The organism is Uliginosibacterium sp. 31-16 (assembly GCF_030730865.1).
Classification (GTDB): Bacteria; Pseudomonadota; Gammaproteobacteria; order Burkholderiales; family Rhodocyclaceae; genus Uliginosibacterium.
Genome location: NZ_JAVALZ010000003.1, coordinates 413,895 through 438,323, shown reverse-complemented (window position 1 = coordinate 438,323; position 24,429 = coordinate 413,895). Strand labels below are relative to the sequence as shown.

General features: G+C 59.2%; 23 protein-coding genes. 7 read left to right on the top strand and 16 right to left on the bottom strand.

Annotation, left to right across the window (positions count from 1 at the left end; translation table 11 throughout):
* Positions 1–84 precede the first annotated feature (84 nt).
* The 3 genes from Q9Q94_RS13795 to purB are packed head-to-tail and all read right to left on the bottom strand — an operon-like array spanning position 85 to position 2,687.
* The gene (locus Q9Q94_RS13795; protein ID WP_305980688.1) at positions 85–471 is read right to left on the bottom strand and encodes an MAPEG family protein; all 387 of its coding nucleotides are present in this window, start codon (positions 469–471) and stop codon (positions 85–87) included.
* Positions 468–1,301, bottom strand: a complete 834-nt coding sequence (gene murI, locus Q9Q94_RS13790) for a glutamate racemase (RefSeq protein WP_305980687.1) — start codon at positions 1,299–1,301, stop codon at positions 468–470. The genes Q9Q94_RS13795 and murI overlap by 4 nt, the downstream gene beginning before the upstream one ends.
* Before the next feature lie 9 nt (positions 1,302–1,310).
* Entirely contained in the window at positions 1,311–2,687 is a 1,377-nt protein-coding gene (purB, locus tag Q9Q94_RS13785; RefSeq protein ID WP_305980686.1) for an adenylosuccinate lyase, read from the bottom strand.
* Positions 2,688–2,911: 224 nt separating this feature from the next.
* Between purB and Q9Q94_RS13780 the strand changes: the two genes are divergently transcribed.
* Entirely contained in the window at positions 2,912–4,156 is a 1,245-nt protein-coding gene (locus tag Q9Q94_RS13780) for a nitronate monooxygenase (RefSeq protein WP_305980685.1), read from the top strand.
* 51 nt (positions 4,157–4,207) lie between these two features.
* Here the strand turns inward: Q9Q94_RS13780 and Q9Q94_RS13775 are convergent, their stop codons facing one another.
* The 7 genes from Q9Q94_RS13775 to Q9Q94_RS13745 all read right to left on the bottom strand — a co-directional run bounded on the left by Q9Q94_RS13775 (position 4,208) and on the right by Q9Q94_RS13745 (position 13,469).
* On the bottom strand, positions 4,208–6,394 hold the full coding sequence (locus Q9Q94_RS13775) for a glycosyltransferase (protein WP_305980684.1): 2,187 nt from the start codon (positions 6,392–6,394) through the stop codon (positions 4,208–4,210).
* Positions 6,391–7,515, bottom strand: coding sequence for a glycosyltransferase family 4 protein (locus Q9Q94_RS13770; protein WP_305980683.1), 1,125 nt, complete (start codon positions 7,513–7,515; stop codon positions 6,391–6,393). Before Q9Q94_RS13770 ends, Q9Q94_RS13775 begins: the two co-directional genes overlap by 4 nt.
* A complete protein-coding gene (locus tag Q9Q94_RS13765; protein WP_305980682.1) occupies positions 7,512–8,921 on the bottom strand; it encodes a lipopolysaccharide biosynthesis protein in 1,410 nt (469 codons plus the stop codon). Before Q9Q94_RS13765 ends, Q9Q94_RS13770 begins: the two co-directional genes overlap by 4 nt.
* Positions 8,918–10,012: a glycosyltransferase gene (locus Q9Q94_RS13760; protein WP_305980681.1), complete on the bottom strand. Its 1,095-nt coding sequence runs from the start codon at positions 10,010–10,012 to the stop codon at positions 8,918–8,920. Before Q9Q94_RS13760 ends, Q9Q94_RS13765 begins: the two co-directional genes overlap by 4 nt.
* Before the next feature lie 116 nt (positions 10,013–10,128).
* Entirely contained in the window at positions 10,129–11,823 is a 1,695-nt protein-coding gene (locus tag Q9Q94_RS13755) for a PglL family O-oligosaccharyltransferase (protein ID WP_305980680.1), read from the bottom strand.
* 303 nt (positions 11,824–12,126) lie between these two features.
* Positions 12,127–12,876, bottom strand: coding sequence for a TfpX/TfpZ family type IV pilin accessory protein (gene tfpZ, locus Q9Q94_RS13750; protein ID WP_305980927.1), 750 nt, complete (start codon positions 12,874–12,876; stop codon positions 12,127–12,129).
* Between the two features lie 65 nt (positions 12,877–12,941).
* Positions 12,942–13,469: a pilin gene (locus tag Q9Q94_RS13745; RefSeq protein WP_305980679.1), complete on the bottom strand. Its 528-nt coding sequence runs from the start codon at positions 13,467–13,469 to the stop codon at positions 12,942–12,944.
* Between the two features lie 324 nt (positions 13,470–13,793).
* On the opposite strand from Q9Q94_RS13745, the gene Q9Q94_RS13740 reads away from it, so the two are divergent.
* The 5 genes from Q9Q94_RS13740 (at position 13,794) to Q9Q94_RS13720 (ending at position 16,758) form a co-directional block, all read left to right on the top strand.
* Positions 13,794–14,315, top strand: coding sequence for a gamma carbonic anhydrase family protein (locus Q9Q94_RS13740; RefSeq protein ID WP_305980678.1), 522 nt, complete (start codon positions 13,794–13,796; stop codon positions 14,313–14,315).
* A gap of 2 nt (positions 14,316–14,317) precedes the next feature.
* Positions 14,318–14,755: a D-aminoacyl-tRNA deacylase gene (gene dtd / locus Q9Q94_RS13735; protein ID WP_305980677.1), complete on the top strand. Its 438-nt coding sequence runs from the start codon at positions 14,318–14,320 to the stop codon at positions 14,753–14,755.
* Positions 14,755–15,414, top strand: coding sequence for a C40 family peptidase (locus Q9Q94_RS13730; protein WP_371929853.1), 660 nt, complete (start codon positions 14,755–14,757; stop codon positions 15,412–15,414). The genes dtd and Q9Q94_RS13730 overlap by 1 nt, the downstream gene beginning before the upstream one ends.
* 82 nt (positions 15,415–15,496) lie before the next feature.
* Complete coding sequence (locus Q9Q94_RS13725) at positions 15,497–16,357, top strand: hypothetical protein (protein WP_305980676.1); 861 nt, start codon at positions 15,497–15,499, stop codon at positions 16,355–16,357.
* A gap of 74 nt (positions 16,358–16,431) precedes the next feature.
* Positions 16,432–16,758, top strand: coding sequence for a hypothetical protein (locus Q9Q94_RS13720; protein WP_305980674.1), 327 nt, complete (start codon positions 16,432–16,434; stop codon positions 16,756–16,758).
* A 211-nt stretch (positions 16,759–16,969) separates the two neighbouring features.
* Here the strand turns inward: Q9Q94_RS13720 and Q9Q94_RS13715 are convergent, their stop codons facing one another.
* The 6 genes from Q9Q94_RS13715 to Q9Q94_RS13690 all read right to left on the bottom strand — a co-directional run bounded on the left by Q9Q94_RS13715 (position 16,970) and on the right by Q9Q94_RS13690 (position 23,414).
* Complete coding sequence (locus Q9Q94_RS13715) at positions 16,970–18,781, bottom strand: hypothetical protein (protein ID WP_305980673.1); 1,812 nt, start codon at positions 18,779–18,781, stop codon at positions 16,970–16,972.
* A 32-nt stretch (positions 18,782–18,813) separates the two neighbouring features.
* Positions 18,814–19,101: a cell division protein FtsB gene (gene ftsB, locus Q9Q94_RS13710; protein ID WP_305980672.1), complete on the bottom strand. Its 288-nt coding sequence runs from the start codon at positions 19,099–19,101 to the stop codon at positions 18,814–18,816.
* A gap of 87 nt (positions 19,102–19,188) precedes the next feature.
* A complete protein-coding gene (gene eno, locus Q9Q94_RS13705; RefSeq protein WP_305980671.1) occupies positions 19,189–20,478 on the bottom strand; it encodes a phosphopyruvate hydratase in 1,290 nt (429 codons plus the stop codon).
* A 175-nt stretch (positions 20,479–20,653) separates the two neighbouring features.
* Entirely contained in the window at positions 20,654–20,947 is a 294-nt protein-coding gene (locus tag Q9Q94_RS13700) for a Dabb family protein (protein ID WP_305980669.1), read from the bottom strand.
* Entirely contained in the window at positions 20,944–21,783 is an 840-nt protein-coding gene (gene kdsA / locus Q9Q94_RS13695; protein ID WP_305980668.1) for a 3-deoxy-8-phosphooctulonate synthase, read from the bottom strand. Before kdsA ends, Q9Q94_RS13700 begins: the two co-directional genes overlap by 4 nt.
* Positions 21,780–23,414 (bottom strand): CTP synthase, encoded by a 1,635-nt coding sequence (locus tag Q9Q94_RS13690; protein WP_305980667.1) that lies wholly within the window; start codon positions 23,412–23,414, stop codon positions 21,780–21,782. Before Q9Q94_RS13690 ends, kdsA begins: the two co-directional genes overlap by 4 nt.
* Before the next feature lie 195 nt (positions 23,415–23,609).
* On the opposite strand from Q9Q94_RS13690, the gene Q9Q94_RS13685 reads away from it, so the two are divergent.
* A complete protein-coding gene (locus Q9Q94_RS13685) occupies positions 23,610–24,419 on the top strand; it encodes a transporter substrate-binding domain-containing protein (RefSeq protein ID WP_305980666.1) in 810 nt (269 codons plus the stop codon).
* The last annotated feature ends 10 nt before the right edge of the window (positions 24,420–24,429 follow it).

Below are 24,429 nucleotides of genomic sequence, written 5' to 3'. Positions count from 1 at the left end.
GCAGATATCGTCCGCACACACGAAAACTGAACTCTGCCGCAGTGAAAAACCATCTCAAAAAGCAGCGACCGCCCTGAGCACAATTCAGATGGCCGCGACCATCAAACGCAAACAAGCACCCAAGCCAAGCACCCAGCAAAGTGAACGTGCGGTCGCCAGATTCAGCAGATAACACGCCGCATACGCCAATCGCGCAGCAATGAATACCCATGCCCACAAGGCGACGCTGCCAGGAGGGAGCCCGGCCTGCAGAGCCATCAGAACCGCAGCGGCGAACACCGGGAAGGCCTCCCAGCTGTTCTGCTGGGCCCAGTTGGCCCGTTGTGGCCAGCCTGCCAGGCGAGCCAGCGACTGACGCGGCGCGGCGTTGTCATACGCCACGCCATGTTTCTTGCCACCGGCTTTGGCCAATCCGGCCAGCACCAGAGGGCAGACAGCGGCCAGCAGAATGCATACATAGGCTTGATTCATGAAGACTTCTCCGTAAAGGAAGACATGCAATCAGAAGCGGGCAAAACCTTGCCCCCTGAAAACCCGGGCCACAACAAGCGCATGGTGCGTTCAACCGCCGACAGCTCACCACTCGCCCAGAACTGCTCGCACCCCACCCGCGACGGACTGGCAAGCCACTCCCGCCCCTGCAGTTTGCGTTGTACCTGTGTCGCAACGGCTGCGCCGGTATCAATCACCTGCACCGAGGGACCGACGATGGCCTCAACCTGTTCACGCAGAAACACGTAATGCGTACAGCCAAGCACGACTACATCCGCCCCGCCCGCCAGCAAGGGCTCCAGATGGGCTTTGAGCAGGCTGAAGAGCCGCACGGAGCCTTGCTCTCCGCGCTCCACCGCTTCAACCAGGCCGGTGCCAGGGCGTGTCAGCACTTTCACCCCTTTGCCAAACTGATCCAGCAGCGCAGCGAAGCGTGCACTCTCCAGCGTACCCGTGGTAGCCAGCACACCGACCACACCGTTGCGCGTCGCCGCCGTGGCAGGTTTGACGGCAGGCTCCATGCCGATCACCGGCACATCCGGCCACTGCGCACGAATTGCCTGCGCGGCCGCAGCCGTCGCAGTATTGCAAGCGATCACCAGCGCCTTGGCACCCTGCTCCAGCAAAAAGCCGCTCAATTCAAGCGAGCGCGCGGCAATCAGGTGTTGCGGTTTTTCGCCATAGGGTGCGTGACCGGAGTCCGCACAGTAGAGCAGATCCTCGGCCGGCAGCAGCGCACGAATCTCGCGCAGGACGGACAAGCCGCCCACGCCGGAATCAAATACGCCGATGGGACGCGGATCGCTCATCGAAGCCGCTTAGATCTTCTTGGCGAGTTCAGCCGCTGCACCGATATAACTGGCCGGCGTCATAGCCAGCAGGCGCGCCTTGTCGGCCGCCGGGATGTCGAGGCCCGCAACGAATTCCTGCAGAGCTTCCTTGCTGATGCCGGCACCACGCGTCATCTTCTTGAGCTGATCGTACGGATTCTCGAAGCCGAAACGGCGCATCACCGTCTGAATCGGCTCGGCCAGCACTTCCCAGGCGTTGTCGATGTCCGCAGCGAGCGCCGCCGGATTGGCTTCCAGCTTGTTCAGACCGCGCAGACAGGAATCCAGGCCCAGCAGGCTGTGACCAATCGCCACACCCATATTGCGCAGCACGGTGGAGTCGGTCAGATCACGCTGCATGCGCGAGATCGGCAGCTTTTCGCTGAAGTGGCGCAGCACGGCGTTCGACACGCCGAAATTGCCCTCGGCATTCTCGAAGTCGATCGGATTGACCTTGTGCGGCATGGTCGAGGAGCCGACTTCGCCGTCCTTCAGCTTCTGCTTGAAGAAGCCCAGCGAGATGTACATCCAGATGTCGCGGCAGGCGTCGATCAGCATGGTGTTGGCGCGCGCAATGGCATCGAACAGCTCGGCCATCGAGTCATGCGGCTCGATCTGGATGGTATAGGGATTGAAGGTCAGGCCCATCGACTCGATGAACTTCTGGTTGAACGCAGCCCAGTCCACCTCCGGGTAGGCCGACAGGTGGGCGTTGTAGTTGCCGACGGCACCATTGAACTTGGCCGTCATTTCCACCGCCGCGATTGCCTTGCGGGCGCGCTTCAGACGATAGGCGATATTGGCCATTTCCTTGCCCAAGGTCGTCGGGCTGGCGGGCTGGCCGTGGGTACGCGAGAGCATGGGCAGATCAGCCAGCTGGTGGGCGAGTTGAACGAAACGCTCGACAACCTTGTCAAACTGCGGAAGGTAGGCTTCGTCACGCGACTCCTTGAGCATCAGGGCATGCGACGTGTTGTTGATGTCTTCCGAGGTACAGGCAAAGTGGATGAATTCGGCAGCCTTGGTCACTTCGGGGTTGCTCCCGAAACGCTGCTCCTTCATCCAGTACTCCATGGCCTTCACGTCGTGATTGGTCTTGGCTTCGATCTGCTTGATCGCCTCACCATCGGCGTCGGAAAACGCGGCCACGGCACGTTCGAAGTCTGCCAGCGTCTCAGCCGAGAAAGGCGCCACCTCGGCGATTTCGGGTGATGCTGCAAGCGCCTTGAGCCATTCGATCTCGACGCGCACACGATTGCGGATCAGACCGAATTCGGAGAAATGCGGGCGCAGGGCATCAAGTTTGCCGGCGTAACGGCCATCAAGCGGAGACAGGGCAAGCAGGGTATTGAGCTGGGAGGACATGAAAGTTCCGGTAAATATGGAAGAAGCGTCAGGCCCGGATTATAGCCGGCTGCTCTGGTTTTACGGCTGGAACCCGTCGGCGGCGCGCCGAGTTTTCTCCCGCTGCGACGATGGCGCCGGTACAATTCGCGCGTGCAACAGAGAGCGCAGGTCGCACAGCCTGCACAAATGACGGCTGGACAACTGGTCGTCCGCCACCCTTGGTGGCCATTCAGGAAGCCCCTATGAAGAAACTTGATGATTTCCGCCTGATGTTCGGCAATCGCGAACTGGTGCCGATCATGATCGGCGGCATGGGTGTCGATATTTCGACCTCCGGCCTTGCACTGGAAGCGGCCCGCCTTGGCGGCATCGGCCACATCTCCGACGCCATGATCAAGGCCGTGTCGGACACCAAATTCAACACCAGCTACGTCAAGGAAAAGCTGCAGCGTTACAAATTCAACGTTGCCAATTCCGACAAGTCAGCCGTCCAGTTCCGTCTGGCCGAACTGGCTGAAGCCACCCGGCTGCATGTTGGCAAGACCATGGAATCGGTGCGCGGCGCCGGCATGATCTTCATCAACTGCATGGAAAAGCTGACCATGAACGCCCCCAAGGAAACCCTGGCGGTGCGTTTGCGTTCAGCGCTGGATGCCGGCATCGACGGCATCACGCTGGCCGCCGGTCTGCACCTGGGCAGCTTCTCGCTGATGGAAGACCACCCGCGCTTCCGCCACGCCAAGCTGGGCATCATCGTCTCCTCGGCACGTGCCCTGCAATTGTTCATCCGCAAGAGCGCCCGCACCAACCGCCTGCCCGATTACGTGGTCGTCGAAGGTCCGCTGGCCGGCGGCCACCTGGGCTTCGGCATGGACTGGGCCAAGTACGAACTTTCCAATATCGTGACTGAAGTCCTGGCCTGGCTGAAGAACGAAAAGCTCGACATTCCCGTCATCCCCGCCGGCGGCATCTTCACCGGCTCGGACGCCGTACGCTACATGGAAATGGGTGCGGCCGGCGTGCAGGTTGCCACGCGCTTCACGGTCACCGACGAATGTGGCTTGCCGGACAAGGTCAAGCAGGAATACTTCAAGGCCAGCGAAGAGGATGTGGAGGTCAATGAAACGTCTCCGACCGGCTATCCGATGCGCATGCTGAAGAACAGCCCGTCAATCGGCGCCGGCACCCGCCCGAACTGCGAAGCCTACGGCTACCTGCTCGACGCCAAGGGCCACTGCTCCTACATCGAAGCCTACAACAAGGCGGTAGAAGCCAATCCCGGAGCCAAGAAAGTCTCCGTCATGGAGAAAACCTGCCTGTGTACGCACATGCGCAACTTCGACACCTGGACCTGCGGCCATTACGTCTATCGCCTCAAGGACACCACGACGAAGAATGAGGACGGCAGCTACAAGTCCCTCTCCGCCGAGCATGTGTTCAAGGACTACCAGTTCAGCGTTAACGGCCAGGTCGCCCTGCCCGCCTGAGCGGCAATTGCCTCAAACAAAAAGCCGCCGGAAGCGATTCCGGCGGCTTTTTCATGCACGCTCATTCAGCACGTTCCGGTAAAGTTCGGCGTAGCGCGTCGCCACGGTATCGGCCGCCAAGTGGCTTGCAGCGCGGGTTCTGGCGGCATCCCCCCGCACAGCCAATGCAGATGCGCCTTCGCGCAGGGCCTGCCCGATGAGGTCCGCCAGAAGCCGGTCTTCAGCCGGTGGCACGACCCATCCTGTGTCGCCCACCATCCAGGCCGCATCACCTACATCCGTCACCACGCAGGGCACGCCACAGCTCATGGCTTCGGCCACCACGTTCGGCAAGGCCTCCTGGATCGAACTGAGCACGTACAGATCCAGCGCGGGCAGCAGCTGTGGCACATCCTCGCGCGCGCCGAGCAGAATCACCTTGCCCTGCAAGGCAGGGTCGGCCAGCAGGGGCGCCAGCTCGGGATTGTCTGCCGTCACATTCAGGCCGATCAGCAGAAAGCGCGCGGCGGGATTTGCCGTCGCCACCCGGGCAGCCGCACGCAGGAAGCCCGCGTGATTCTTGGCTGGATGCAGGCGCCCGACCATGCCAACCAGCAAGTTCTCATCAGCCACCCCGAGCTGCCGGCGTGCCGCCGCGCGCTGTGCCGGATCGGGCCGGAACTGCCCGGTATCCACACCATTCGGCAAGACCACGCCGAGCGCCCGGAAGCCGGCGGCTTCATGCTGAACCTGTGCCGCCCGCGCCACATACAGGGCACGCGCCGCACACCGCGACAGCCAGGCGTCGGCGCGGATCACCACCCGGGTCGCCCGGCTCTCCAGTTCCAGCCGGGCCAGCGTCTGGTGAATGCCCAGCACGAGCCTTGCACGAGGCGCTGCCAGCCGGGCCAGATGTGCCGCCAGATCACCGTGATACATCCAGCCCTGGATCACATCCGGCCGGAAAGCCCGCACCGTCCGCCACAAGCGCCACAAACCTGCCAGCGAAGGGCGCGAAGGCGCCATGCCCAGCTCGGTCACATCAATCCCCAGTGCCCGTAAGCTGGCGCCAACCTCCTGCGGCTCACGCAAGGACACCACTGCCACCGCCAGGCCCTGTGCAACGAGACGCGGCAGCAGGCGCTCCAGCGAGCGCTCGGCGCCGCCCACACCGAGACCTGTCGTGACAAACAGCACGCGCGGGCTTGCCCCGGACTGACGACCGCGCACCCGCAACCAGCTCATGCGGAACCACACCAGATAAGCCAGCGAGGCCGCCACCAGTACGCCCAGCAGTCGTCCTTCAGACACCCCAAGGCGCCAGGCTGCAAAAGTAGCCAGCGCAATGACGGCCGCCGCCAGCCAGATCAGACGCACCGCCACCACCGTGGTCAGGCCCATTTCGAGCAGCAGATGATGCGAATGCCCCCGGTCAGCCTGCATGGGGTTGCGCCCTTCGGCCACCCGCCAGAAAGCCACCACGATCAGGTCGATCACCGGCACGGCCACCGGCGCCAGCACCACCGTGAGTGGCACGCGTGCCACGTCAAAACCTTGCCAGGACAGTGACAGCTTCAGGATCAGCCAGCACAGCAAGGTCCCGATCGCCAGCGCACCTGCATCGCCCAGAAAAACCCTGGCGCGCGCCTGCCAGGGAAAGCGTGCGTTCCACAGCAGGAAACCCAGCACGGCCGAGCACAACAGCGCAGCAACCAGCGCCAGATCATGCCGCCCGGTCAGCGCTGCGGCCCAGCCCAGGGCTGCGGCCGCAATTGCAATGCAGCCCCCTGCCAGACCATCCAGCCCGTCAATCATGTTGATCGCATTCAGGATCGCCACGATCATCAGCACCGTCAGCGGCACGGCAGACCAACCCAGATCGAGATGCCCTGCCAGAAAGGGAATCGGCATCGCGTACAGCGCCGCACCCGTGCTATGCACCAGCCACCAAGCGGCAAGGATCTGCGCCGCCAGTTTCAGCCTGGCCGGCAAATTGCGTGCGTCATCCACCACACCGACAGCGAACATCAGCAGCATCGGCCAGAGCACTTCAAACAGCGTGACGCTTCGTCCGCTCGCCAACGCGGCAAGCAGAAACCCCAGCAACACTGCCATGCCGCCCACCAGCGGAATCGGCGCGGCATGGCGCTTGCGCTCATCCGGCAGGTCAACCAGCCGCAGCGCCGGCGCCCAGCGCGCGAGCAGCAGACAGGCTCCAGCACTGCTCACAAAGGCCAGAAAGCAGAACAGCAACATCATGCCTGCGCTCCCAGAGCCTTTTGGTATACAGCGCAGGTCTGCTCAATCACCACCGCATCCGCAAAACATTGCTCAACATGCGCCCGCGCCGCTGCGCCCATGCGCCTCCGCAAGCCGGCATCCGCCAGCAAGGCCAGCAAGGCCTCGGCCAATTGCGCCGGTGCGCCTGGCGGCACCAGCAACCCCGTCTCGCCGGGCACGACAACATCGCGGCAGCCCGGCACATCGGTCGCCACCATCGGCACACCACACGCGGCACCTTCGAGCAGCGCACGCGGAATGCCTTCACCTTGCGTGCTGGCCAGCACCACGATACTGGCCGATTGATTCAATGCCAGCACGTCGCTGCGCTGCCCTAGGAACTCCACCTCACCCGCCGCACGCCAGGCCGCCAACTCCGTCTCGGACACGCTCTCCGGGTTGCCCGGATCCGGCGCGCCAGCGAGCAGGAAGCGCACCCCCGGCATCTGCCTGCGCACCCGCTGCGCGGCCGTCACAAAGTCCGCAATTCCCTTGGAATGCAGCAGGCGGGCCATCATCAGCACGACGGGCGCCTCGCTCCGCTCTGCCGCAGGCTGGAAGTGCGCCGTATCGATGCCGTCGCCGGCTATCACCTGCACGCCACTATCTGCCAGTACGCCATGACTCGCCAGCGTGTCGCGATTGTCCGCATTCTGGAAGATCACCTGCGTGCCGCGCAGGGCAAGCCGATACAGCGCCAGCACCACCGGCCGGATCAGGCGCGCCTTGAGTGTGTCGGCCAGCAAGGCGAAGCCCAGCCCGGTCACCGAATTGACGACACCGCGCACGCCCGTGCGGCGCGCGGCGAACGAGCCGTAGATCACACACTTGATCGTGAAGTGATGCACCAGATCCGGCTGCAAGGCGCGATACAAAGCCGTGATGCGCTGGATCACGGCCAGTTCGGCGAGCGGATTCACCCCGCTGCGCGACACCGGCAAGGGCTCCCAGCGGAAGCCCAGTGCGCGCAGACGCGGGCCGTATTCGCCAGGCGGGCTGAGCAGCACGACTTCATCACCGCGCGCACGCAAAGCCTGCGCCAGCGAAAGCTTGAAGTTGTAGAGAAACCAGTCGGTATTGGCGAACAACACGATCTTCATGTCCGCCGGCCCATCAGGCGTGTCCGCACACCATCAAAATCCGCAATCAGCATCACCACTCCGTAAACAGCAGCCCCCACCAGCGCTTTGGCGAGCACATCGAACCAGCCGGTTACTGGCCAGTTCAGCAACAGCGCCCCCATCAGCGCCGCCCCCAGCACCGGCGGCCACAGCAGGGCGAGCGCCAGGCGATGCCGCAAAACGCCACGCCCGGCCCACAGACTCAGGCCGATTCCCAGCGTCTGCCCGAGCAGCAGGCCCAGCGCAGCGCCTGTGGTACCAAGCGCCGGCACCAGCAGCCAGCCCATCAGCAGGGAGGCCAGCGCCGCCCCGCCGATGCTCGCAGAATGCCGCCAGACGCGGCGCGCCAGCAGCAGCGGCAAATCAAAGTAATACGCCTTCACCGCCGCCACACAGGCCGCCGCCGTTACCAGCGGCAGCAAACCAGTGGGTAACTGTGTGTAGGCCGCGCCGTACATCAAGGGCACCACAGCCGGCAGCAACAGGGCAAAGCCGATCCCGGCCGGCAACGCCACGGCAAAACCCAGGGCAGCGTAACGGCCCAGCAGGCGCTGCGCCTCGGCAAAGTCTTCCTGCCCCCAGGCCAGCACCATGCGCGGATACCAGGCGGTGCACAGCCCGCTGAAGATCAGGCCCAGGGTCTGCTGCGCGAGATCGGCCACGGCGCTGTAGCGCCCCAGTTCAGCCAGGGGCACCAGTTGTTGCAGCAGGTAGCGATCTCCCCACAGCAGCAGATACCCCAGCAAGGACGTAATCAGCAGCGGACCGGCAAAGCTCACCAGTGTCGGCAGCAGGGCACGCTCCGCTGCCCCGGGCCGACACAGCCAGCCGCGCACGCCACCGCCCGACAAGGCGGCAATCAGGAATGACGCCGCCATCGCCAGCAATACGGCCACCGCGCCACCGCCTGCGCGCAGCACCAGCCAGGCCAGAAGCAGCGTCAGCAGCGCCTTGCTGAGAAACTGCAGCGAATAACGCAGGCTTTGCTGAGCGGCCGCCAGATATTGACCGGTGAAATCGAACATGCCCTGCGCCAGAGCCATGCCGGCAGCGGCGAGCAGAACATGGCTGGAGAGCGGCGTCCAGCGGGCCTCTTCAGCCACCCATGCGGCACAGACAAGCAGAACGCCCGTTCCCAACATGATTACCCGAAGAAGCCCGAGCAGAGCGGGTCTCAGCGGCACATCTCCATAAAACCGGGCCAGCATGCTGTTAAGCGGATTGAACAGCACCAGCGTCACCACCGCCGACGCGGCCAACCCGAGCGTGAGCTGACCATAGCCGGCCGGGCCAAGCCCGCGCACGATCAGCGCCAGACTCGCCATGGCCAGCGCTCCGGAGGCAATGCGCACCGCGATGTAAGCCGCCGAGGTGCGCAAGCTCATCGCAGGCCCTCGGCGAGCGTGATCCACTGCTGCGCTACGGCCGGCGCGGCAAAGCTCGCAGCGCGTTGGCGCAGGCGGCCTTGCAGGACGACACGCGCATCATCATCCAGCGCCAGTTGCGCCTGCATGGCCGCAGACAAGGCCATCACATCGCCCACCGGCAGCAGCCGATCCGGAAAATCCGGGCCGAGGATTTCCGGCGGACCATACGGGCAACGCGAAGCCAGCACCAGGCAGCCCTGCCCCATTGCCTCCATCAACACGTTCGACCAGCCCTCGAAGCGCGAGCACATCACGAAGAGCCGCGCGCGGCGATAGAAGGGCTGCGGGTCACGCTGCCAGCCCACGCAATGCACATCATGCAGATCAAGGCGCACGAGCTCCGCAGCCAGCCAGTCACGGTCCGGCCCGTCGCCGACGATCACCAGTGCGGGCCGCGCCGCAGGGAAAGCCGCGTAGGCCTCCAGCAGGACATCCAGACCCTTGGTATGCCGATCCAGGCGGCCGACAAACAGGACGAAATCGGCGGGCAGCGACTCGGCCAGCTGACGCGATTCGGCCACGCCCTCGTCCTCACGCAACACCAGCGGATTCGGGATGTGCCGCAAGCGCGTCGCGGGCAAACCGAGTGCCACCGCGAGTTCATCGCGCACACCTTGCGACACGGCAACCACCGCCGCCGGCAAACGATAGAACAGCGCCAGCAAGGCACGCCGCCCACGCGACAGCCATTGCGGATTGTGATGCACGCTCACCACCAGCCGCCCCAGCCAGCCGCTGCGCAGGCCGGCCAGCGCGCAGACCATGCCGGCTTCATCCATGAAGGCCATCACCGCGTCGGGCTTGAATTCGCGGGCCACGCAGCCCACGCGCGCCACGCGCTGCCAGGCTATTTTGAGCCGCCGCCACACGCCGGCCTGCGCCGGCAGGCCCATGTCCTCGATGGGCACACCAAAATCCAGTTGCTCGCCCGCCGCATTGAACGCCAGAACCCGCACCGCATGTGTCTGAGCCCACTCGCGTGACAGCACGGCAGCCACCTGCTCGGCACCACCACCATACACAAGGGGAATCACGACAAGGATTTTCATGCAGAGCGCTGCAGGCTAAGAAAAGCGAAGCGCGCAGTATACGTTGGAGGGCGCAAAGCGGCCCGACTTCAACAGATCAGACTTCAGCCCGGCAGCCGGCCCACACGCCGGCATCCTCACCGCAAACAGGCGTGCCCGCCAAGGCGCAAACCGCTCTGGGCCTTGGCATCGTAAGCACTTGCCCAATCATTCAGCGAAGTGCGATATGCAGGAAAACCATCGCACAAAGCCACGCTCAGCCGTTTGAGTGCTGCCTCGCGCCCGGCCAGCGCATACGCCTCGCCACAGCGCATCATCAGATACCAGCCCGGCTTGTACTGCCAGTGCGCGTCGCACCGATCAGCCATCTGCGCGGCAGCCCCTTCGTCGGGATGCCAACTCTGCAAGCGCAGACTCTCGGCATGCAGGGCGAACACCGAATACGGGGAAACTCGCGCCAGTTCACGGCGCGCCTTTTCGCGAGTTGCCAGCCGGGTATCCGGCTCCTCGGCCGCCAGTGCCACATAGGCTGAACGAACCGCCCACCAGTCATGTGCCACCCAGGTCAATCCCAGCATCGCAACGACAGCCACACCCACGCCGAAGCAGCGTGGCACACGCAGCACCGGCAGGCGCAGGTTCTCGGCGTCTGCCACGCCAATGGCCAAACCTGTCGGCACCAGCAGATAGGCATACCACAGCGGATATTCCACCATGCTGTGCAGCCCCACCACTGCCACGCAGGCCAACGCCCATATCCGCGCAGCAGTAGGTACGGCGAGCAGGTGGCGCAAATACCAGAGTAGCAAGCAGCCAATCACCAGCACCGTCAACGGCACTCCCAGCTCTGCGGCCATGTTCAAAGGCAGGTTGTGCGCGTGCTCGGCAAACTTCGGGAAATTCGCCGGCGCAGTGGTAAACATTGCGTCAATCGACGCCTTGTAAAAAGTGGCGGGCCCCTGCCCGATCCACGGATGCGCCTGAATCGTCTGCCAGGCGGCCGTCCAGTTGAACAGACGCTGACCGTTCGAGCCCGCATCTCCGGCCCGGTCCAGAGCGGTTGTGACACCAAAGGTATCCAGAATATGGCCGTAGGTCACCAGTGCCTGCGCCACCACGGAACACGCCACCACCAGCAACAGCGCACGCCCGCTGCGCCGGGCAAGCACATCACCGCGCCACAGGCTCCAGACCCCCAGTACCAGAAATGCTGCCGTATACAGCAGAGAGCCACGCGAGGCCGAGGCCGCGCCTGCCAGCGCCAGCCAGGCGGTCAGTACGATCAGCACACCGGCATTCAGGCAGCTGCGCGCATGCAGGAAACACAAGGACGCCAGCCCAAGAAAAACCAGATCTGCATAATGATTTGCCTGCCCGATATTGCCGAAGGCCTGCAGATAGATCTTGCCCATCACCAGCCCGCCAACACTCCAGCCGGCCAGTTGCGCCAGCCCCGCCAAAGATTGCAGCAGCGCACACACCAGCATCCCCGCCGCGAACCACTCCAGCGCCTCCTCGCCGCGTAGCGCTGCCCCCTGCGCATAGCAAAGCAGGAACAAACCCAGATACACCGCGTAACCCAGACCTGGCGCCAACGCCTGCCAGGCCAGACACACCAGGATCACCAACAGCACCAGCCAGGGCGCGCCGCCCACGCGGAACTCCAAGCCCTCCGGCCGGGAGATTACCCACACACCGAATCCCAGCACCGCAGCCAGCGCAATACTCCACTCCGCATACACCACGGTTTGTGGGTTGGGGTGAAGGTTGATCAGGGTAGCCAGGGCGAGGCCGAGAAACAGAGCAAATGCACTTAACAAACGAAAAGGCATAGAAAAAACGCAAGAGAAATTGATGTCTCGAAGAGCGCCTATTTTACCTGTCTAGCTACAGGAATACTCGAGATTCCATCCGGCATGACTTCTGGATCAACGTACCAACACTATTGATTCGGCCTGGTGAAGTTTGAAGCTCGTTCGGCCCAAGTGCGCCCGCAGGGCGTGTATCGAGGGCGGAGCCAAGCCTCGATACAATCGGCTTTGCCGGCCACTCGGCACGAACGGTTTTGGGGGCGCAAAATTCAAACAAAATCGGGCCGGATCAATATTTGGATCCAAAGCCAAAGGAGAAAAGAATTATTTCCAAGGTCTCAAGGAAACAACTTCCAGCACCTCGGCATTCTTGGCGTCCACGAGAACAGACAGGTCCTGACGCTTTGCTGCCATAGGCACATAGCGTACATCCTCCATTTTTTTCTCATGCTTCCTCACTACATTGGCAAGCACGTCCGCAGCAGCCGGATTGAATTGCAGCAACTCATTCATTGTCCTGGATTGCGCGAGTACGTCCTGAAAATGCGCAGCGTACGGGCGGTAGTACTGTGGAAAGACCTGCAGATCAGCACCATTGAGAGCAGAAAAAAGGATCCGGTTACGCTCTTCCGTGTTTTGGGGTTGCTCAGCAAAAACATATTGCGTACCCAAAAAAGGAATGGACTTGAACTCAGACAAACTCACCTTGGCAAGTTCTGACGTTTCGAGCTGGGACGCCGAAACGATCTCGAAGCGATCTACCGCAAACACGATATAGGCAGGGCGACCTTGATAGACAGTCCAGGCACCATAGGCAAATGCGACAACCTGTAGCCCTATGATCACAATCAGATCAAGACGAAAACTTTTGCGCTCGGGCTTGAGAAACAGAAACCCCAGAAAAGGCCCGAGCACCACATCAACACAAAACAATGTCAGCAGTATCTTAGTGAGCCCTGTTGCTGATGTCAGCGGAGGAGGACACCAGACGAACACGGCAAACAAAACAAAAGCCAGCACAACCACTGCACTGGTCGAGAGATGCCAAGCAAGCAATTTTTTACGCGTAATCATCACTTATCGCCAAAGAAATGAAAAAGGGCCAACAATGTTGGCCCTTTTCTTGAATCACAAGAACATCAGTTGTTCGAGCGGCATTGCGTGGGCGAATAGCGGCCCGGCAGAGTGCCAGTAGATCCAGACGCATAAGTCGAAGCAGCGCCTTTGCAGTGCCAGTCGATATTACCTTGCGACGTAGCGGTAAGAACAGCATTGCCAATCGTTGGGATCAGGAAAGCAGTATTGACGCTAGCCAGTTGCGGAATGCCTGTTGCACTGGTGTCATAGGTCACCAACACTTCGCCGTTGGCTGTATTGATCGAAATCGACGAAACATACTTGGTTGCCGTGTAGCAGAACACAACACTGGCAGCACATCCAGTGGGGTTGGTCGTAATTTCTTGGGTCACGGTTGCCAAGCTACCGTTGTTTTGCCAGGTTTCCGACACAACAGACTTGGCGGCCTCAGCCAGAACCAGGCCTTCAGTAACCTTCGAGCGGACCGTATAGTCCTGATAAGCCGGCAGAGCGATTGCGGCCAGAATGCCGATGATAGCTACCACGATCATCAATTCGATCAAGGTAAAGCCTTGTTGAACGCGTTTCATGAGTAATCTCCTGAGGAAAGAAACGGAAGAGTTCCGCTGCGACACTCAGAGCTAAGCGCATGCCACCAACTTAACCGCTCGTCGCAATAGCATTTATTCTATTTGACATCAAAGACTTAAAAACAACAAAACCGTTCATCCAGCCACAGCCAAAACTTATCCCGACAAGCCAAGTGACATTTTTCGTCAGTTTTACTGCCGCAGCACGGCACTTCACGCCCATTCCCTTACTACAAGGCGCGCGTTGGTCCCAACCGGGTCGCCTGCTATCATGCCGACGCAGCTGGGAACAGCTCCAATCCATGCAACTCAAAGGTGTACAGAATGACGGTATTTGCGCTGGATGATCGCGTGCCAGAGCTGGATGAAGGTGCCTGGGTGGCGGATAGCGCCACGGTAATCGGCAGCGTACAACTCGCACGCAACGCCAGTGTGTGGTTCAACGCAGTGCTGCGCGGTGACAATGACCCGATCACGGTTGGCGAGCACACCAACATTCAGGATGGCGCCATCCTGCACACCGACGAAGGCATCCCGCTGACGCTAGGTAGTCATGTTTCAGTCGGTCACATGGCCATGCTGCACGGCTGCACGGTAGGCGATGGCACGCTGATCGGCATGAACGCGGTGGTGCTCAATGGTGCAGTGATTGGCAAGCACTGCCTGATCGGAGCCAAGGCACTGATCCCTGAGGGCAAGGTGATTCCGGATCGCTCGCTGGTAGTAGGCACGCCGGGACGCATCATCCGCGAGCTGACCGAAGACGAGGTTGCACGCATCTGGTCGAGCGCCGAGGGTTACGTGAGCAATGCGGAGCGCTTTCGCACAGGCTTGCGTCAGATCTGACAATGATTGCCCTGATCCAGCGAGTCTCCCACGCAGCTGTACAGGTCGAAGAACGTTGCGTCGGCGAAATTGGCCCCGGTCTGCTGGCCCTGATCGGGGTGCAACGTGATGATGATGCGAGCCATGCCCGGCGGATTCTTGACAAGCTGCTGGCCTATCGCGTCTTCCCTGATGAAGCCCAGCGCATGAACCGCTCACTCTCCGACACGGGCGATGGGCTACTGCTGGTCTCGCAATTCACGCTGGCAGCCGACACGAAAAAAGGCACTCGCCCGAGCTTCACCCCTGCCGCGCCGCCCGAGGAGGCTCGCGAGCTCTTTGATCACCTGTGCGATCTGGCCCGCACGGCGCACCCGACGGTGGAAACCGGGGAGTTCGGGGCAGACATGCAGGTCAGCCTGGTCAATGACGGGCCAGTAACTTTCTGGCTGGAGGTGTAATGGACGGCATCACACGCTTTTCTGCAGGGAACGCCTCCATGCCTTTGACCCCACAAGCCTCTGTACGGACGTCAGCCCGACAAAGGTTGTGGCATGGTTCTCATGCGGCCGGGCGACAACTCAATCTACACCGAATTCCAGGACATCGCCTTCTCGCAGCTCTGACAACCTCTCTGGGACTGCTTCTTCTGGCCGCCTGCTCGCACACGCCTGCTCCGCCTGGCTCTTCGGGCACACCTGCTGCAAACGACCGCCCGGAGCGGCTGCGCGAGCAGGATCAGAAAACAGCCAATGAAATCGTGCTGTATGCAATGGGCTTGCTGGACACCGGCTACCAGTTCGGCGGACGCAATCCGGAGGCAGGCCTGGACTGCAGCGGCATGGTGAGCCTAGTCGTGGAACAGGTAACCCGACGCAAATTGCCGCACAACGCCGCAAGGATCGCCGCTGAGACCCGCACGATCAGCCGCCGCGAACTGCAGCCCGCCGATCTGGTGTTTTTCAACACCAACGGCAGCACATTCTCTCACATGGGCATCTATCTGGGCGACGGTCGCTTCGTGCATGCCCCGTCGAGCAAAGGACGAGTACGCGTCGACCGGCTAGATATGGCGTATTACGCGCAGCGCTTCACGGGAGCTCGAAGTCTTTTCAAATAGCATCCAATAGTCTGGAATTGTTTGCCCCGCAAAACGGGCTTCGAGTAGTATTTACACACCTCCGCCCCACGAAAGATGACCCATGGATGAGCAACTGAATCAATTAGCCAGTGCGTTCTACTCGCTAATCAGCAGAAACGCGGGCTACCTCGCACGTCAGGAAATAGAAAATCTGGTTTCGCCCCTTCGCAGCAACCCAAAGCGACTGGAACCTTTTGGCTACAAGGTTTACAGCCAGAACGATGAAGACGGAATTCTTCATGAAATATTCAAGCGTCTGAAAATAGGCAAAGGCTTTTTTTGCGAGATTGGCGTCGAAAATGGGCTAGAGTGCAACAGTCTTTATCTAATCCACCAAGGGTGGCGTGGATCCTGGATCGAAGGGAATGAAGCACAGAGAGATCCTATATTCAACAAATTTGAATCATTGATAAATTCCAACAGGCTTTTTGTGGATATCGGATACGTATACCCGGACAACATCAACGCATGCATCAAGGGAACACTAACCCCACTAGGGATGACCGGTGACAATCTGGATTTCCTGTCGATCGACATCGACGGCAACGATATTTATCTTCTGGAAGCCCTCTCATACAACCCCAAAGTGATATGCATTGAATACAATGCGAAATTTCCACCCCCTGTTTCAAAAAAGCCCGTCCCTGACCCCAACAATAGCTGGCGCGGAGGCGACTACATGGGATCAAGCTTGGTAGCACTTGATGAGATGGCAAAAAACAAGAATTACACTTTGGTAGCAACCAACATTACCGGATCAAATGCTTTTTTTGTCCGCAATGATTTGGTAGGCGATGCATTCGACAAGATCTCTACACCAGAAAATCTGTACAACCCCCCGCGCTACTGGCTGACATTTGACCACTACCGCAACATAGGCCACCCTGCGGACTTTGGTCCATACACGGACCTTGTCGATTAAACAACTTAGCCATAAAAAACAACCGGCAACCACTGTCAGGTCAAAAATTCCACCTATCGTCAAGTGAGAAAATAATGGGTTTCATTTCTGATTTCCTGAATCGAAAAAAGATTGATGAGCTTGCGGAAAGACTGGGCAAACAGTTCACACAAAGACTGCCCTTCCACCGAGCAGGCGATGAGAAAAGATTTTCTGGGGAGTTTGAAATTGCGTTAGGGCACATCCAAGGTTTTCAACGCAAGGAAAAACTTGGAACATTTGGAAAAGCAAGATTGATCAATGGTTTTCAATGGGCTTTGATTGAAAACGGCTACGAAAAAACATTAGCCCACAAAATCAGTCATAGCATAGCTACGCGACTGACAGCATCCCCCGCTGCAGAAAAAACCGATTCGCAATAGGTTATTTCTGTACTACACAGCTTTTACACACAAAAATAAGACAGTACTCACATCCGATAGACAATTGTGCGCAAAAAATCTTTGTGGTCAGAACGATGGATCAAACCGGATCCGGGCTCGAAAATGGCGCCGTAGTTAATCTATGCCCCGAACGATTCGTCTGCATGGGTCTGTTTGATAAACGGCAGGCGCACAGCAGTTACGGCAACTATCAACGACTCCCGGAATGCAAAACCGCGAGAGCCTGCAACTCCCCAGTCAAAGCACTGACAGCATCCTTCCATTTTGCTGGAACAGCACTTCGGAAGGTTTGGGACGTCGGCCACCAAGGCTGATGATCGTCACCTATCTGCCAACGCCAATCAATTGAGGCAGGCACCAACACCAGGACGCGTTTTCCAAGGGCGGCAGCCAAGTGCGCTACGGAGCAATCAATCGCAACGATCACATCCAAAACATCAATTACTGCCGCGGTATCAGCAAAGTCGTTTATCTTCGGAGTTGGATCCAACATTCCGAATTTTTTTATTATTGCATCGCGCTCGAGACGCGCATCCACAGATAGATTAACCCAACAAATGTTTTCAATTTTTGAAAAGGGTTCCAGATCCTGAGGTGACAGAGATCGATACCAGTCATCCATCCGCCAAGGATTTCCGGTAACCACCACACCGACACGCAGCCGTTTTTCTGCTTGCAGCTTCGCACGCCATGACACACAACGCTCAGGCAAGGCTTTGATCAGGGTCGGTTTTTTCAATTGCTCTGGCTGTAATTTCAATAAGCGAACGAGACTGAACATGGGTACTGCGGCAGCACAATCCAGGTCCTTAGGATTAGGCCTGACTTCGGAAGCCAGAAGCTCAACGCCCGTATCAGCAGTAGCAAGCACAGCTTCTATTCCTGGCTTGAACATGAAAACAGCCTGAATGCCTCTGGCAGCAAGCTCTTTGAGGAGACGCAAACCCATCAAAATATCGCCAAAGCCTTGGTCCTGATATACAAAAAGCCGTTTTTTCCCCAAGCTTCGTCCGTTCCATACGGGCACTTCGGATACCACACGCGAGGCGGCATACATACCCAGAAAGCCTTCATCCATCATTTCCCAGGCAGAGAACCAACGCTTGCCTCCAGCAGCTACCAGCAGAAAGCCAAGAAAATAACGAGTAACACCTTCCCCCGTGTCGACAGCCTGCTCTGTCATTTCTGTGGCACGGCCTAAATCGCCGAAAGTTGCATAAAAACGCCCCAACTGCACTGCCGTATATTCATCCAGCAAAGGCTCAAGATAAAGCCGATCAGCTTCCTGCTTTGCAACATCAAGGTATTCCGGACCGCTTCCACAGAGGATAAGCAGAGCTCTCGCTTCATTGTCTTTCAAGGAGCGTCGTTTTCTTTCGGACAACAACTGGCGCATCAATTGCTTTCGGACTTGTTCTCCTTTGCTGGATGCCACCCTTTTTCGCAAATTGACTAAGCCACGACCTTCCAGCATCGCAATATTACAGACGATAACCAGCCCCAAATCCAAGGTTGCGTATTCCAAAGCCTTATTCAAAGCTTCTGCAGCAGCCTCGTAATTATCAACAGACGTATAAAGAGAACCCAGCATATTCAGCAATGCTGCATCGGTAGGCAGATGCAGCCTCGCCTGCTCTGCGATGGGCAAGGCAAACATGCGTTTCCCAAGCCTAGCAAGCGCAGAGGCCAGAAATTTGAGCACAAGAGGGTCATCAGAGCCACACTCACGCGCTCGTTGAAGAACTCCCGCGGCGAGCTCATCCGCCCCTAATTCAAACAGCCGGAATCCTTCAATAGCCAGAGCGTCGCCATCTTTTTTGTTGGCAAGCAACAAAGGATCCAGCAATTCTTTGGTCAGCTCCATTTTCCGTTCGAGCAAAGCAACTTTCGCTTTGCGAAGAATCTGCTTACGCTCAGCCTCTGGGATTAAGACTGTCGGAACCTCAGGCACTGGCAGAGCAGCATCCTTTGATGCAAACTTTTGAATTAATTTTTTCAGCATTTGAATCCGAATCAGAGCCAAAGAGGAAAAGGTTACTTGTAATCTACCGGACCATCGGAAATCTGCACAAAAACCTCACCAGGCTTGACGAGATTAAGCTCCAGCCGCGCACGCTCTTCCATCGCTTCATAGCCGGACTTGAGATCCTTCACCTCGGCGGCCAGATCAGCATTGCGCTTTTCCAGTATCTGGTTTTCCGCACGCAAGTCCGCGAGCCGGGCTTCTGCTTCGCGCACTTCCTGCCAGCTGCCTTTGCCGACCCACAGCGGGTATTGCAGCACAATCAGCAACGCAAGAAAAAAGATGGCAGGCCAGCGCATGATGGTTCGTAATCCGGGCGTTTCGCAAACAAAAAGGGCGCACCATGTGGTGCGCCCCGATTGTAACTGCTTACAAGCTTCGGCTGATTACTTCAGACGCAGGTTGTAGAAGGCCGCACGGCCCGGATACACGGCGATGTCGCCCAGATCTTCTTCAATGCGCAGGATCTGGTTGTACTTGGCGACGCGATCCGAACGGGAGAGCGAACCGGTCTTGATCTGACCAGCGTTCAGGCCCACAGCGATGTCGGCAATGGTGCTGTCTTCGGTTTCACCAGAGCGGTGCGAAATCACGGCAGTGTAGCCAGCACGCTTGGCCATTTCGACAGCAGCGAAAGTCTCGGTCAGGGTACCGATCTGGTTCACCTTGATCAGGATCGAGTTGCAGATGCCCTTGTCGATGCCTTCCTGCAGGATCTTGGTGTTGGTCACGAAGAGATCGTCACCCACCAGTTGCACCTTCTTGCCCAGCGCGTCGGTCAGCAGCTTCCAGCCATCCCAGTCTTGCTCGGCCATGCCGTCTTCGATGGAGATGATCGGGAACTTGTCGACCAGGCTGGCGAGGAAATCCACGTTCTGCGCGGAAGTCAGCGTGAGCTTCTCGCCGTGCATTTCGTACTTGCCGTCCTTGTAGTACTCGGAAGCAGCACAGTCCAGACCCAACATCACGTCCTTGCCTGCGGTATAACCGGCTGCGGCAATGGCTTCCATGATCAGTTCCAGGGCTTCAACAGCGCCGGATACGTTCGGGGCAAAGCCACCTTCGTCGCCCACGGTCGTCGGGTAGCCCTTCTTGTCCAGAATCTTCTTCAGCGCATGGAAAATTTCAGCGCCGCAACGCAGGGCTTCACGGAAGCTCGGCACACCCACCGGCAGGATCATGCATTCTTGGAAGTCCAGGCTGTTGTTGGCGTGCGCGCCGCCGTTGATGATGTTCATCATCGGCACCGGCAGGCTCATCTGGCCCGAACCGCCGAAATAGCGATACAGCGGCAGGCCGGCTTCTTCAGCCGCGGCGCGAGCCACGGCCATCGACACGGCCAGCATGGCGTTGGCGCCCAGGCGGCTCTTGTTCTCGGTGCCGTCCAGTTCGATCATAACGCGGTCGATGTAAGTTTGCTCTTCAGCATCCAGACCGACCAGCGCTTCGCAGATTTCGGTGTTGACGTTTTCAACAGCCTTCAGCACGCCCTTGCCCAGATAGCGAGCCTTGTCGCCATCACGCAGTTCGATGGCTTCGCGCGAGCCGGTGGAGGCGCCGGACGGCACGGCCGCACGGCCCATCACGCCGGATTCGAGCAGCACATCGGCTTCAACGGTGGGGTTACCGCGGGAGTCCAGAATTTCGCGGGCAATAACGTCAATAATTGCACTCATGTTTTTTCCCTAGTTAGTCAATCTGTTCAATGAGCGAGCTGCCATCGCAGCCGGTCTCGACCGGCCTGAGCCGGGGTGCGTCCTGGCACGGGGGAGTGCTGCCGACGCGAAAAACTGCGTAATTCTACGCAAGGAAGATCATGTCTGCTTGACCGGACGCAGAAACAAGGCGTTTTCAGCCCGCAAGGTCAGCAAATTGCAGATCAGCCACTCCATCCAGACAGCGCACCGCCGCAACATGAGCCGGGTGTTCGAAATAGGCAAAAAGATCTTCCTGATTATCGAACTCGGCCACCAGCAGATAATCGGCAGCCTGCGCATCAGCCACTGTATTGAATCCGCAGCGCCATGCCCTGATCAGCGGGATCTGGCGCGGCAATTCGAGCATGGCTGCGTGAAACTCAAGCGCCGCGCGGCTCTCCGGGGAGACGCCGGGCAGCAGCTTGAACAGGACAACGTGCGTAATCACAGGCGCAGCTCGGCAAAACCCTGCTGCTTGACCATGCTGTCAATCGCCTTGAGCGTCGCCAGCAGCTCACGCATCTTGCCCAGTGGCCAGGAATTCGGGCCATCGGACTTCGCACATTCCGGATTCGGGTGGGTTTCCATGAACAGGCCGGAAATCCCGACCGCCACCGCCGCCCTCGCCAGCACCGGCACATGCTCGCGCGCGCCCCCGCTCTTGTCGCCCTGCCCGCCCGGCAACTGCACCGAGTGAGTGGCATCGAACACCACCGGACAACCCGTTTCGCGCATGATTGCCAGCGAACGCATGTCGGAGACAAGGTTGTTGTAGCCGAAGGATGCGCCGCGCTCGCAGACCATGATGCTATCCGCGCCGCCATTGGCTTCCTTAGCCTTCAACACAACCTGCTTCATGTCGCCCGGCGCCAGAAACTGGCCCTTCTTGATGTTCACCGGCTTGCCGCAGGTGGCCACAGCGTGGATGAAGTCGGTCTGGCGGCACAGGAAGGCGGGGGTCTGCAACACATCCACCACCGACGCCACGCGGGCAATCATGGCTTCGTCGTGCACATCGGTGAGCACCGGCACATTCAGGGTCGAACGCACTTCGGCGAGGATTTCCAGCCCGGCATCCATGCCCGGACCACGGAAACTCTTGCCCGAAGAACGGTTGGCCTTGTCGAAGCTCGACTTGTAGATGAAGGGAATCCCCAGCTCGCTGGTGATGGCCTTCAGTTCAGCTGCAGTTTCCAGCGCCATCTCGCGTGACTCGATCACGCAGGGACCGGCGATCAGGAAGAAAGGTTTGTCCAGACCGACGTCGAATCCACAGAGTTTCATTGCTTGCCCTCACGCTGGGCAATGGCAGCCTTCACGTAGGCGATGAAGAGCGGGTGGCCATTGCGCGGGTTGGAAGTGAATTCCGGGTGAAACTGCACACCGACGAACCAGGGATGCATGTCTTGTGGCAGCTCCATGATTTCCGGCAGGTTTTCGGTCGGGGTGCGCGCCGAGATGATCAGGCCGGCAGCTTCAAGCTTGGGCACGTAGACGTTGTTCACTTCGTAGCGATGACGGTGGCGCTCAGTCACGCTCGGGCCGTAAATGCTCGCAGCCAAAGTACCCGCCTTGATCGGGCACTTCTGCGCGCCCAGGCGCATGGTGCCACCCAGATCGGAGCCTTCGCTGCGCGTCTCGACACGACCTTCACGATCCAGCCATTCTGTGATGAGAGCCACGACCGGATGCGGACCTTGCGGTTCGAATTCGGTGCTGTTGGCGCCTTCCAGCCCAGCCACATGGCGAGCGAACTCAATGGTCGCCAGCTGCATGCCCAGACAGATGCCCAGATAGGGAATCTTGTTCTCACGAGCGAAACGGATCGCCGCGATCTTGCCCTCGGTGCCGCGCTTGCCGAAGCCGCCGGGCACGAGGATCGCGTCCATCTTTTTGAGCGCCCCGCAGCCGTCCTTCTCGATGTCTTCGGAGTCGAGATAGTGCAGGTTGACCTTGCTCTGGGTGTGCAGGCCGGCGTGCTTCAAGGCTTCGATCAGCGACTTGTACGATTCGGTCAGGTCGACATATTTGCCAACGAAGGCCACGTCGATTTCGCGCTGCGGATTCTCCAGCGCATAGACCAGCTTGTCCCAGATCGACAGGTCGGCAGCCTTGGCCAGAATATCGAGCTTGTGACAGACGATCTCGTCCAGCATCTGTTCATGCAGCATGCCCGGCACCTTGTAGATCGAGTCCGCATCCTGCACTTCGATCACGGCCTCGGCCATCACGTTACAGAACAGGGCGATCTTGCGACGTTCTTCAACCGGGATCTCGCGATCACAGCGGCACAGCAGGATGTCTGGCTGGATGCCGATCTCGCGCAACTCCTTGACAGAGTGCTGGGTCGGCTTGGTTTTCAGTTCGCCCGCCGTCGCGATGTAGGGCAGAAGCGTCAGGTGCATGAAGCAGGTGTTGCTGCGGCCTTCTTCGAAGCCCATCTGGCGAATGGCTTCCAGAAACGGCAGGGACTCGATGTCGCCCACCGTGCCGCCGACTTCGACAATGGCAACGTCGGCGCCTTCAGCACCGCGCTTGATCGAGGCCTTGATTTCGTCGGTGATGTGCGGGATCACCTGCACCGTTTTGCCCAGGTATTCGCCACGCCGCTCCTTGCGAATCACGGTGTCGTAGATCTGACCGGTGGTGAAGTTATTGCGCTTGGTCATCTTGGCGCTGGTAAAGCGCTCGTAGTGACCAAGATCAAGGTCGGTCTCCGCACCGTCTTCGGTCACGAAGACCTCGCCGTGCTGGAAGGGGCTCATGGTGCCCGGATCGACGTTGATGTAGGGATCGAGTTTGAGATGGGTGACGCGGATGCCTCGGGATTCGAGGATGGCCCCCAGTGATGCGGCTGCAATGCCCTTGCCCAGTGAGGACACGACACCGCCCGTGACGAAAACGAACTTGGTCATGGAAGTACGGGTGCTGGAAAAGCGAATGATACCGCAGAGGCGTGGCCGCACTCAAATCCATCGGGCCCAAAACCCTGCAAGCCGGGCTACGACTCAAGTTGCAGGCCTGCTTTTCCGTAATATGTAAGGCTAAAACAAAGCGCAGACGGCAGGTTGGCGAAAAACCCTATACTTGCCCGCAAAGGAGGCTGGCTAATGAAAACGCTTGCGGTAAGTCTTGTCACATGGGGACTGGCACTGTGTGCCTGCACCATGCCGCATCTGGCGCGTGCCGATCAGCTGGCGGACATCAAGGCCGCCGGCAAACTGCGCATTGCCATCATCAATGGGCTCCCCAGCTTCAGCGTGACCGAACCGAAAGCCGGATTCGTCGGTTCTGACGTAGACACATCCCGATTGCTGGCCAAGGATCTTGGCGTCACACCGGAGTTCGTGTTCGTCGCCAACGCTGACCGCATTGAAACCATGGTATCGAAAAAAGCCGACCTGATCATCTCGGCCCTGTCGATCACGCCCGAACGCGAACAGCTCATCTCATTTTCCGTCCCCTACTCCAGCATCGCATTGATCGTAGGAGCTCCCCGCCAGTACCAGATCACCAGCTACATGGATCTGCGCGGCAAAAAAGTCGGTGTCGGGAGAAACACCTCAAACGGCACGCTACTCAAACAGCACACCAGCGGGGTAGAGATTGTTGAATACGAAGACGAGCGCAGCCTGATCGAAGGCTATCTGAAGCGTCAGTTCGACATCATTTCCTGCCAGCATGCAACCCTGAAGGAAATCAACAACATGGTGACAGATCGCCGTCTGGAAGCGAAATTCATCCAGCGTGAATATCAGATCGCCATCGGCATGCGCAAAAGCGAACGCCCGCTTCGTGAGTGGATCAACAACTGGGTTGTCACCAATCTGGCTAATGGCAAGCTGAATGAAGTTTTCCGCCGTCACCACGGACATGATCTGCCCGAATCTGTTCTGCCCAAGATAGTCACTCCGCGGTAAACCTCTGATG

Bases quoted from the DNA above. Each gene is read 5' to 3' on its own strand.
- Q9Q94_RS13795 (WP_305980688.1), bottom strand. From the start codon at position 471: ATGAATCAAGCCTATGTATGCATTCTGCTGGCCGCTGTCTGCCCTCTG.
- Q9Q94_RS13720 (WP_305980674.1), top strand. From the start codon at position 16,432: ATGGGTTTCATTTCTGATTTCCTGAATCGAAAAAAGATTGATGAGCTT.
- purB (WP_305980686.1), bottom strand. From the start codon at position 2,687: ATGTCCTCCCAGCTCAATACCCTGCTTGCCCTGTCTCCGCTTGATGGC.
- kdsA (WP_305980668.1), bottom strand. From the start codon at position 21,783: ATGAAACTCTGTGGATTCGACGTCGGTCTGGACAAACCTTTCTTCCTG.
- murI (WP_305980687.1), bottom strand. From the start codon at position 1,301: ATGAGCGATCCGCGTCCCATCGGCGTATTTGATTCCGGCGTGGGCGGC.
- Q9Q94_RS13685 (WP_305980666.1), top strand. From the start codon at position 23,610: ATGAAAACGCTTGCGGTAAGTCTTGTCACATGGGGACTGGCACTGTGT.
- Q9Q94_RS13765 (WP_305980682.1), bottom strand. From the start codon at position 8,921: ATGAGCTTGCGCACCTCGGCGGCTTACATCGCGGTGCGCATTGCCTCC.
- Q9Q94_RS13775 (WP_305980684.1), bottom strand. From the start codon at position 6,394: ATGATGTTGCTGTTCTGCTTTCTGGCCTTTGTGAGCAGTGCTGGAGCC.
- Q9Q94_RS13755 (WP_305980680.1), bottom strand. From the start codon at position 11,823: ATGCCTTTTCGTTTGTTAAGTGCATTTGCTCTGTTTCTCGGCCTCGCC.
- Q9Q94_RS13780 (WP_305980685.1), top strand. From the start codon at position 2,912: ATGAAGAAACTTGATGATTTCCGCCTGATGTTCGGCAATCGCGAACTG.
- Q9Q94_RS13725 (WP_305980676.1), top strand. From the start codon at position 15,497: ATGGATGAGCAACTGAATCAATTAGCCAGTGCGTTCTACTCGCTAATC.
- Q9Q94_RS13740 (WP_305980678.1), top strand. From the start codon at position 13,794: ATGACGGTATTTGCGCTGGATGATCGCGTGCCAGAGCTGGATGAAGGT.
- Q9Q94_RS13745 (WP_305980679.1), bottom strand. From the start codon at position 13,469: ATGAAACGCGTTCAACAAGGCTTTACCTTGATCGAATTGATGATCGTG.
- Q9Q94_RS13770 (WP_305980683.1), bottom strand. From the start codon at position 7,515: ATGAAGATCGTGTTGTTCGCCAATACCGACTGGTTTCTCTACAACTTC.
- tfpZ (WP_305980927.1), bottom strand. From the start codon at position 12,876: ATGATTACGCGTAAAAAATTGCTTGCTTGGCATCTCTCGACCAGTGCA.
- Q9Q94_RS13760 (WP_305980681.1), bottom strand. From the start codon at position 10,012: ATGAAAATCCTTGTCGTGATTCCCCTTGTGTATGGTGGTGGTGCCGAG.
- Q9Q94_RS13690 (WP_305980667.1), bottom strand. From the start codon at position 23,414: ATGACCAAGTTCGTTTTCGTCACGGGCGGTGTCGTGTCCTCACTGGGC.
- eno (WP_305980671.1), bottom strand. From the start codon at position 20,478: ATGAGTGCAATTATTGACGTTATTGCCCGCGAAATTCTGGACTCCCGC.
- Q9Q94_RS13730 (WP_371929853.1), top strand. From the start codon at position 14,755: ATGGACGGCATCACACGCTTTTCTGCAGGGAACGCCTCCATGCCTTTG.
- ftsB (WP_305980672.1), bottom strand. From the start codon at position 19,101: ATGCGCTGGCCTGCCATCTTTTTTCTTGCGTTGCTGATTGTGCTGCAA.
- dtd (WP_305980677.1), top strand. From the start codon at position 14,318: ATGATTGCCCTGATCCAGCGAGTCTCCCACGCAGCTGTACAGGTCGAA.
- Q9Q94_RS13715 (WP_305980673.1), bottom strand. From the start codon at position 18,781: ATGCTGAAAAAATTAATTCAAAAGTTTGCATCAAAGGATGCTGCTCTG.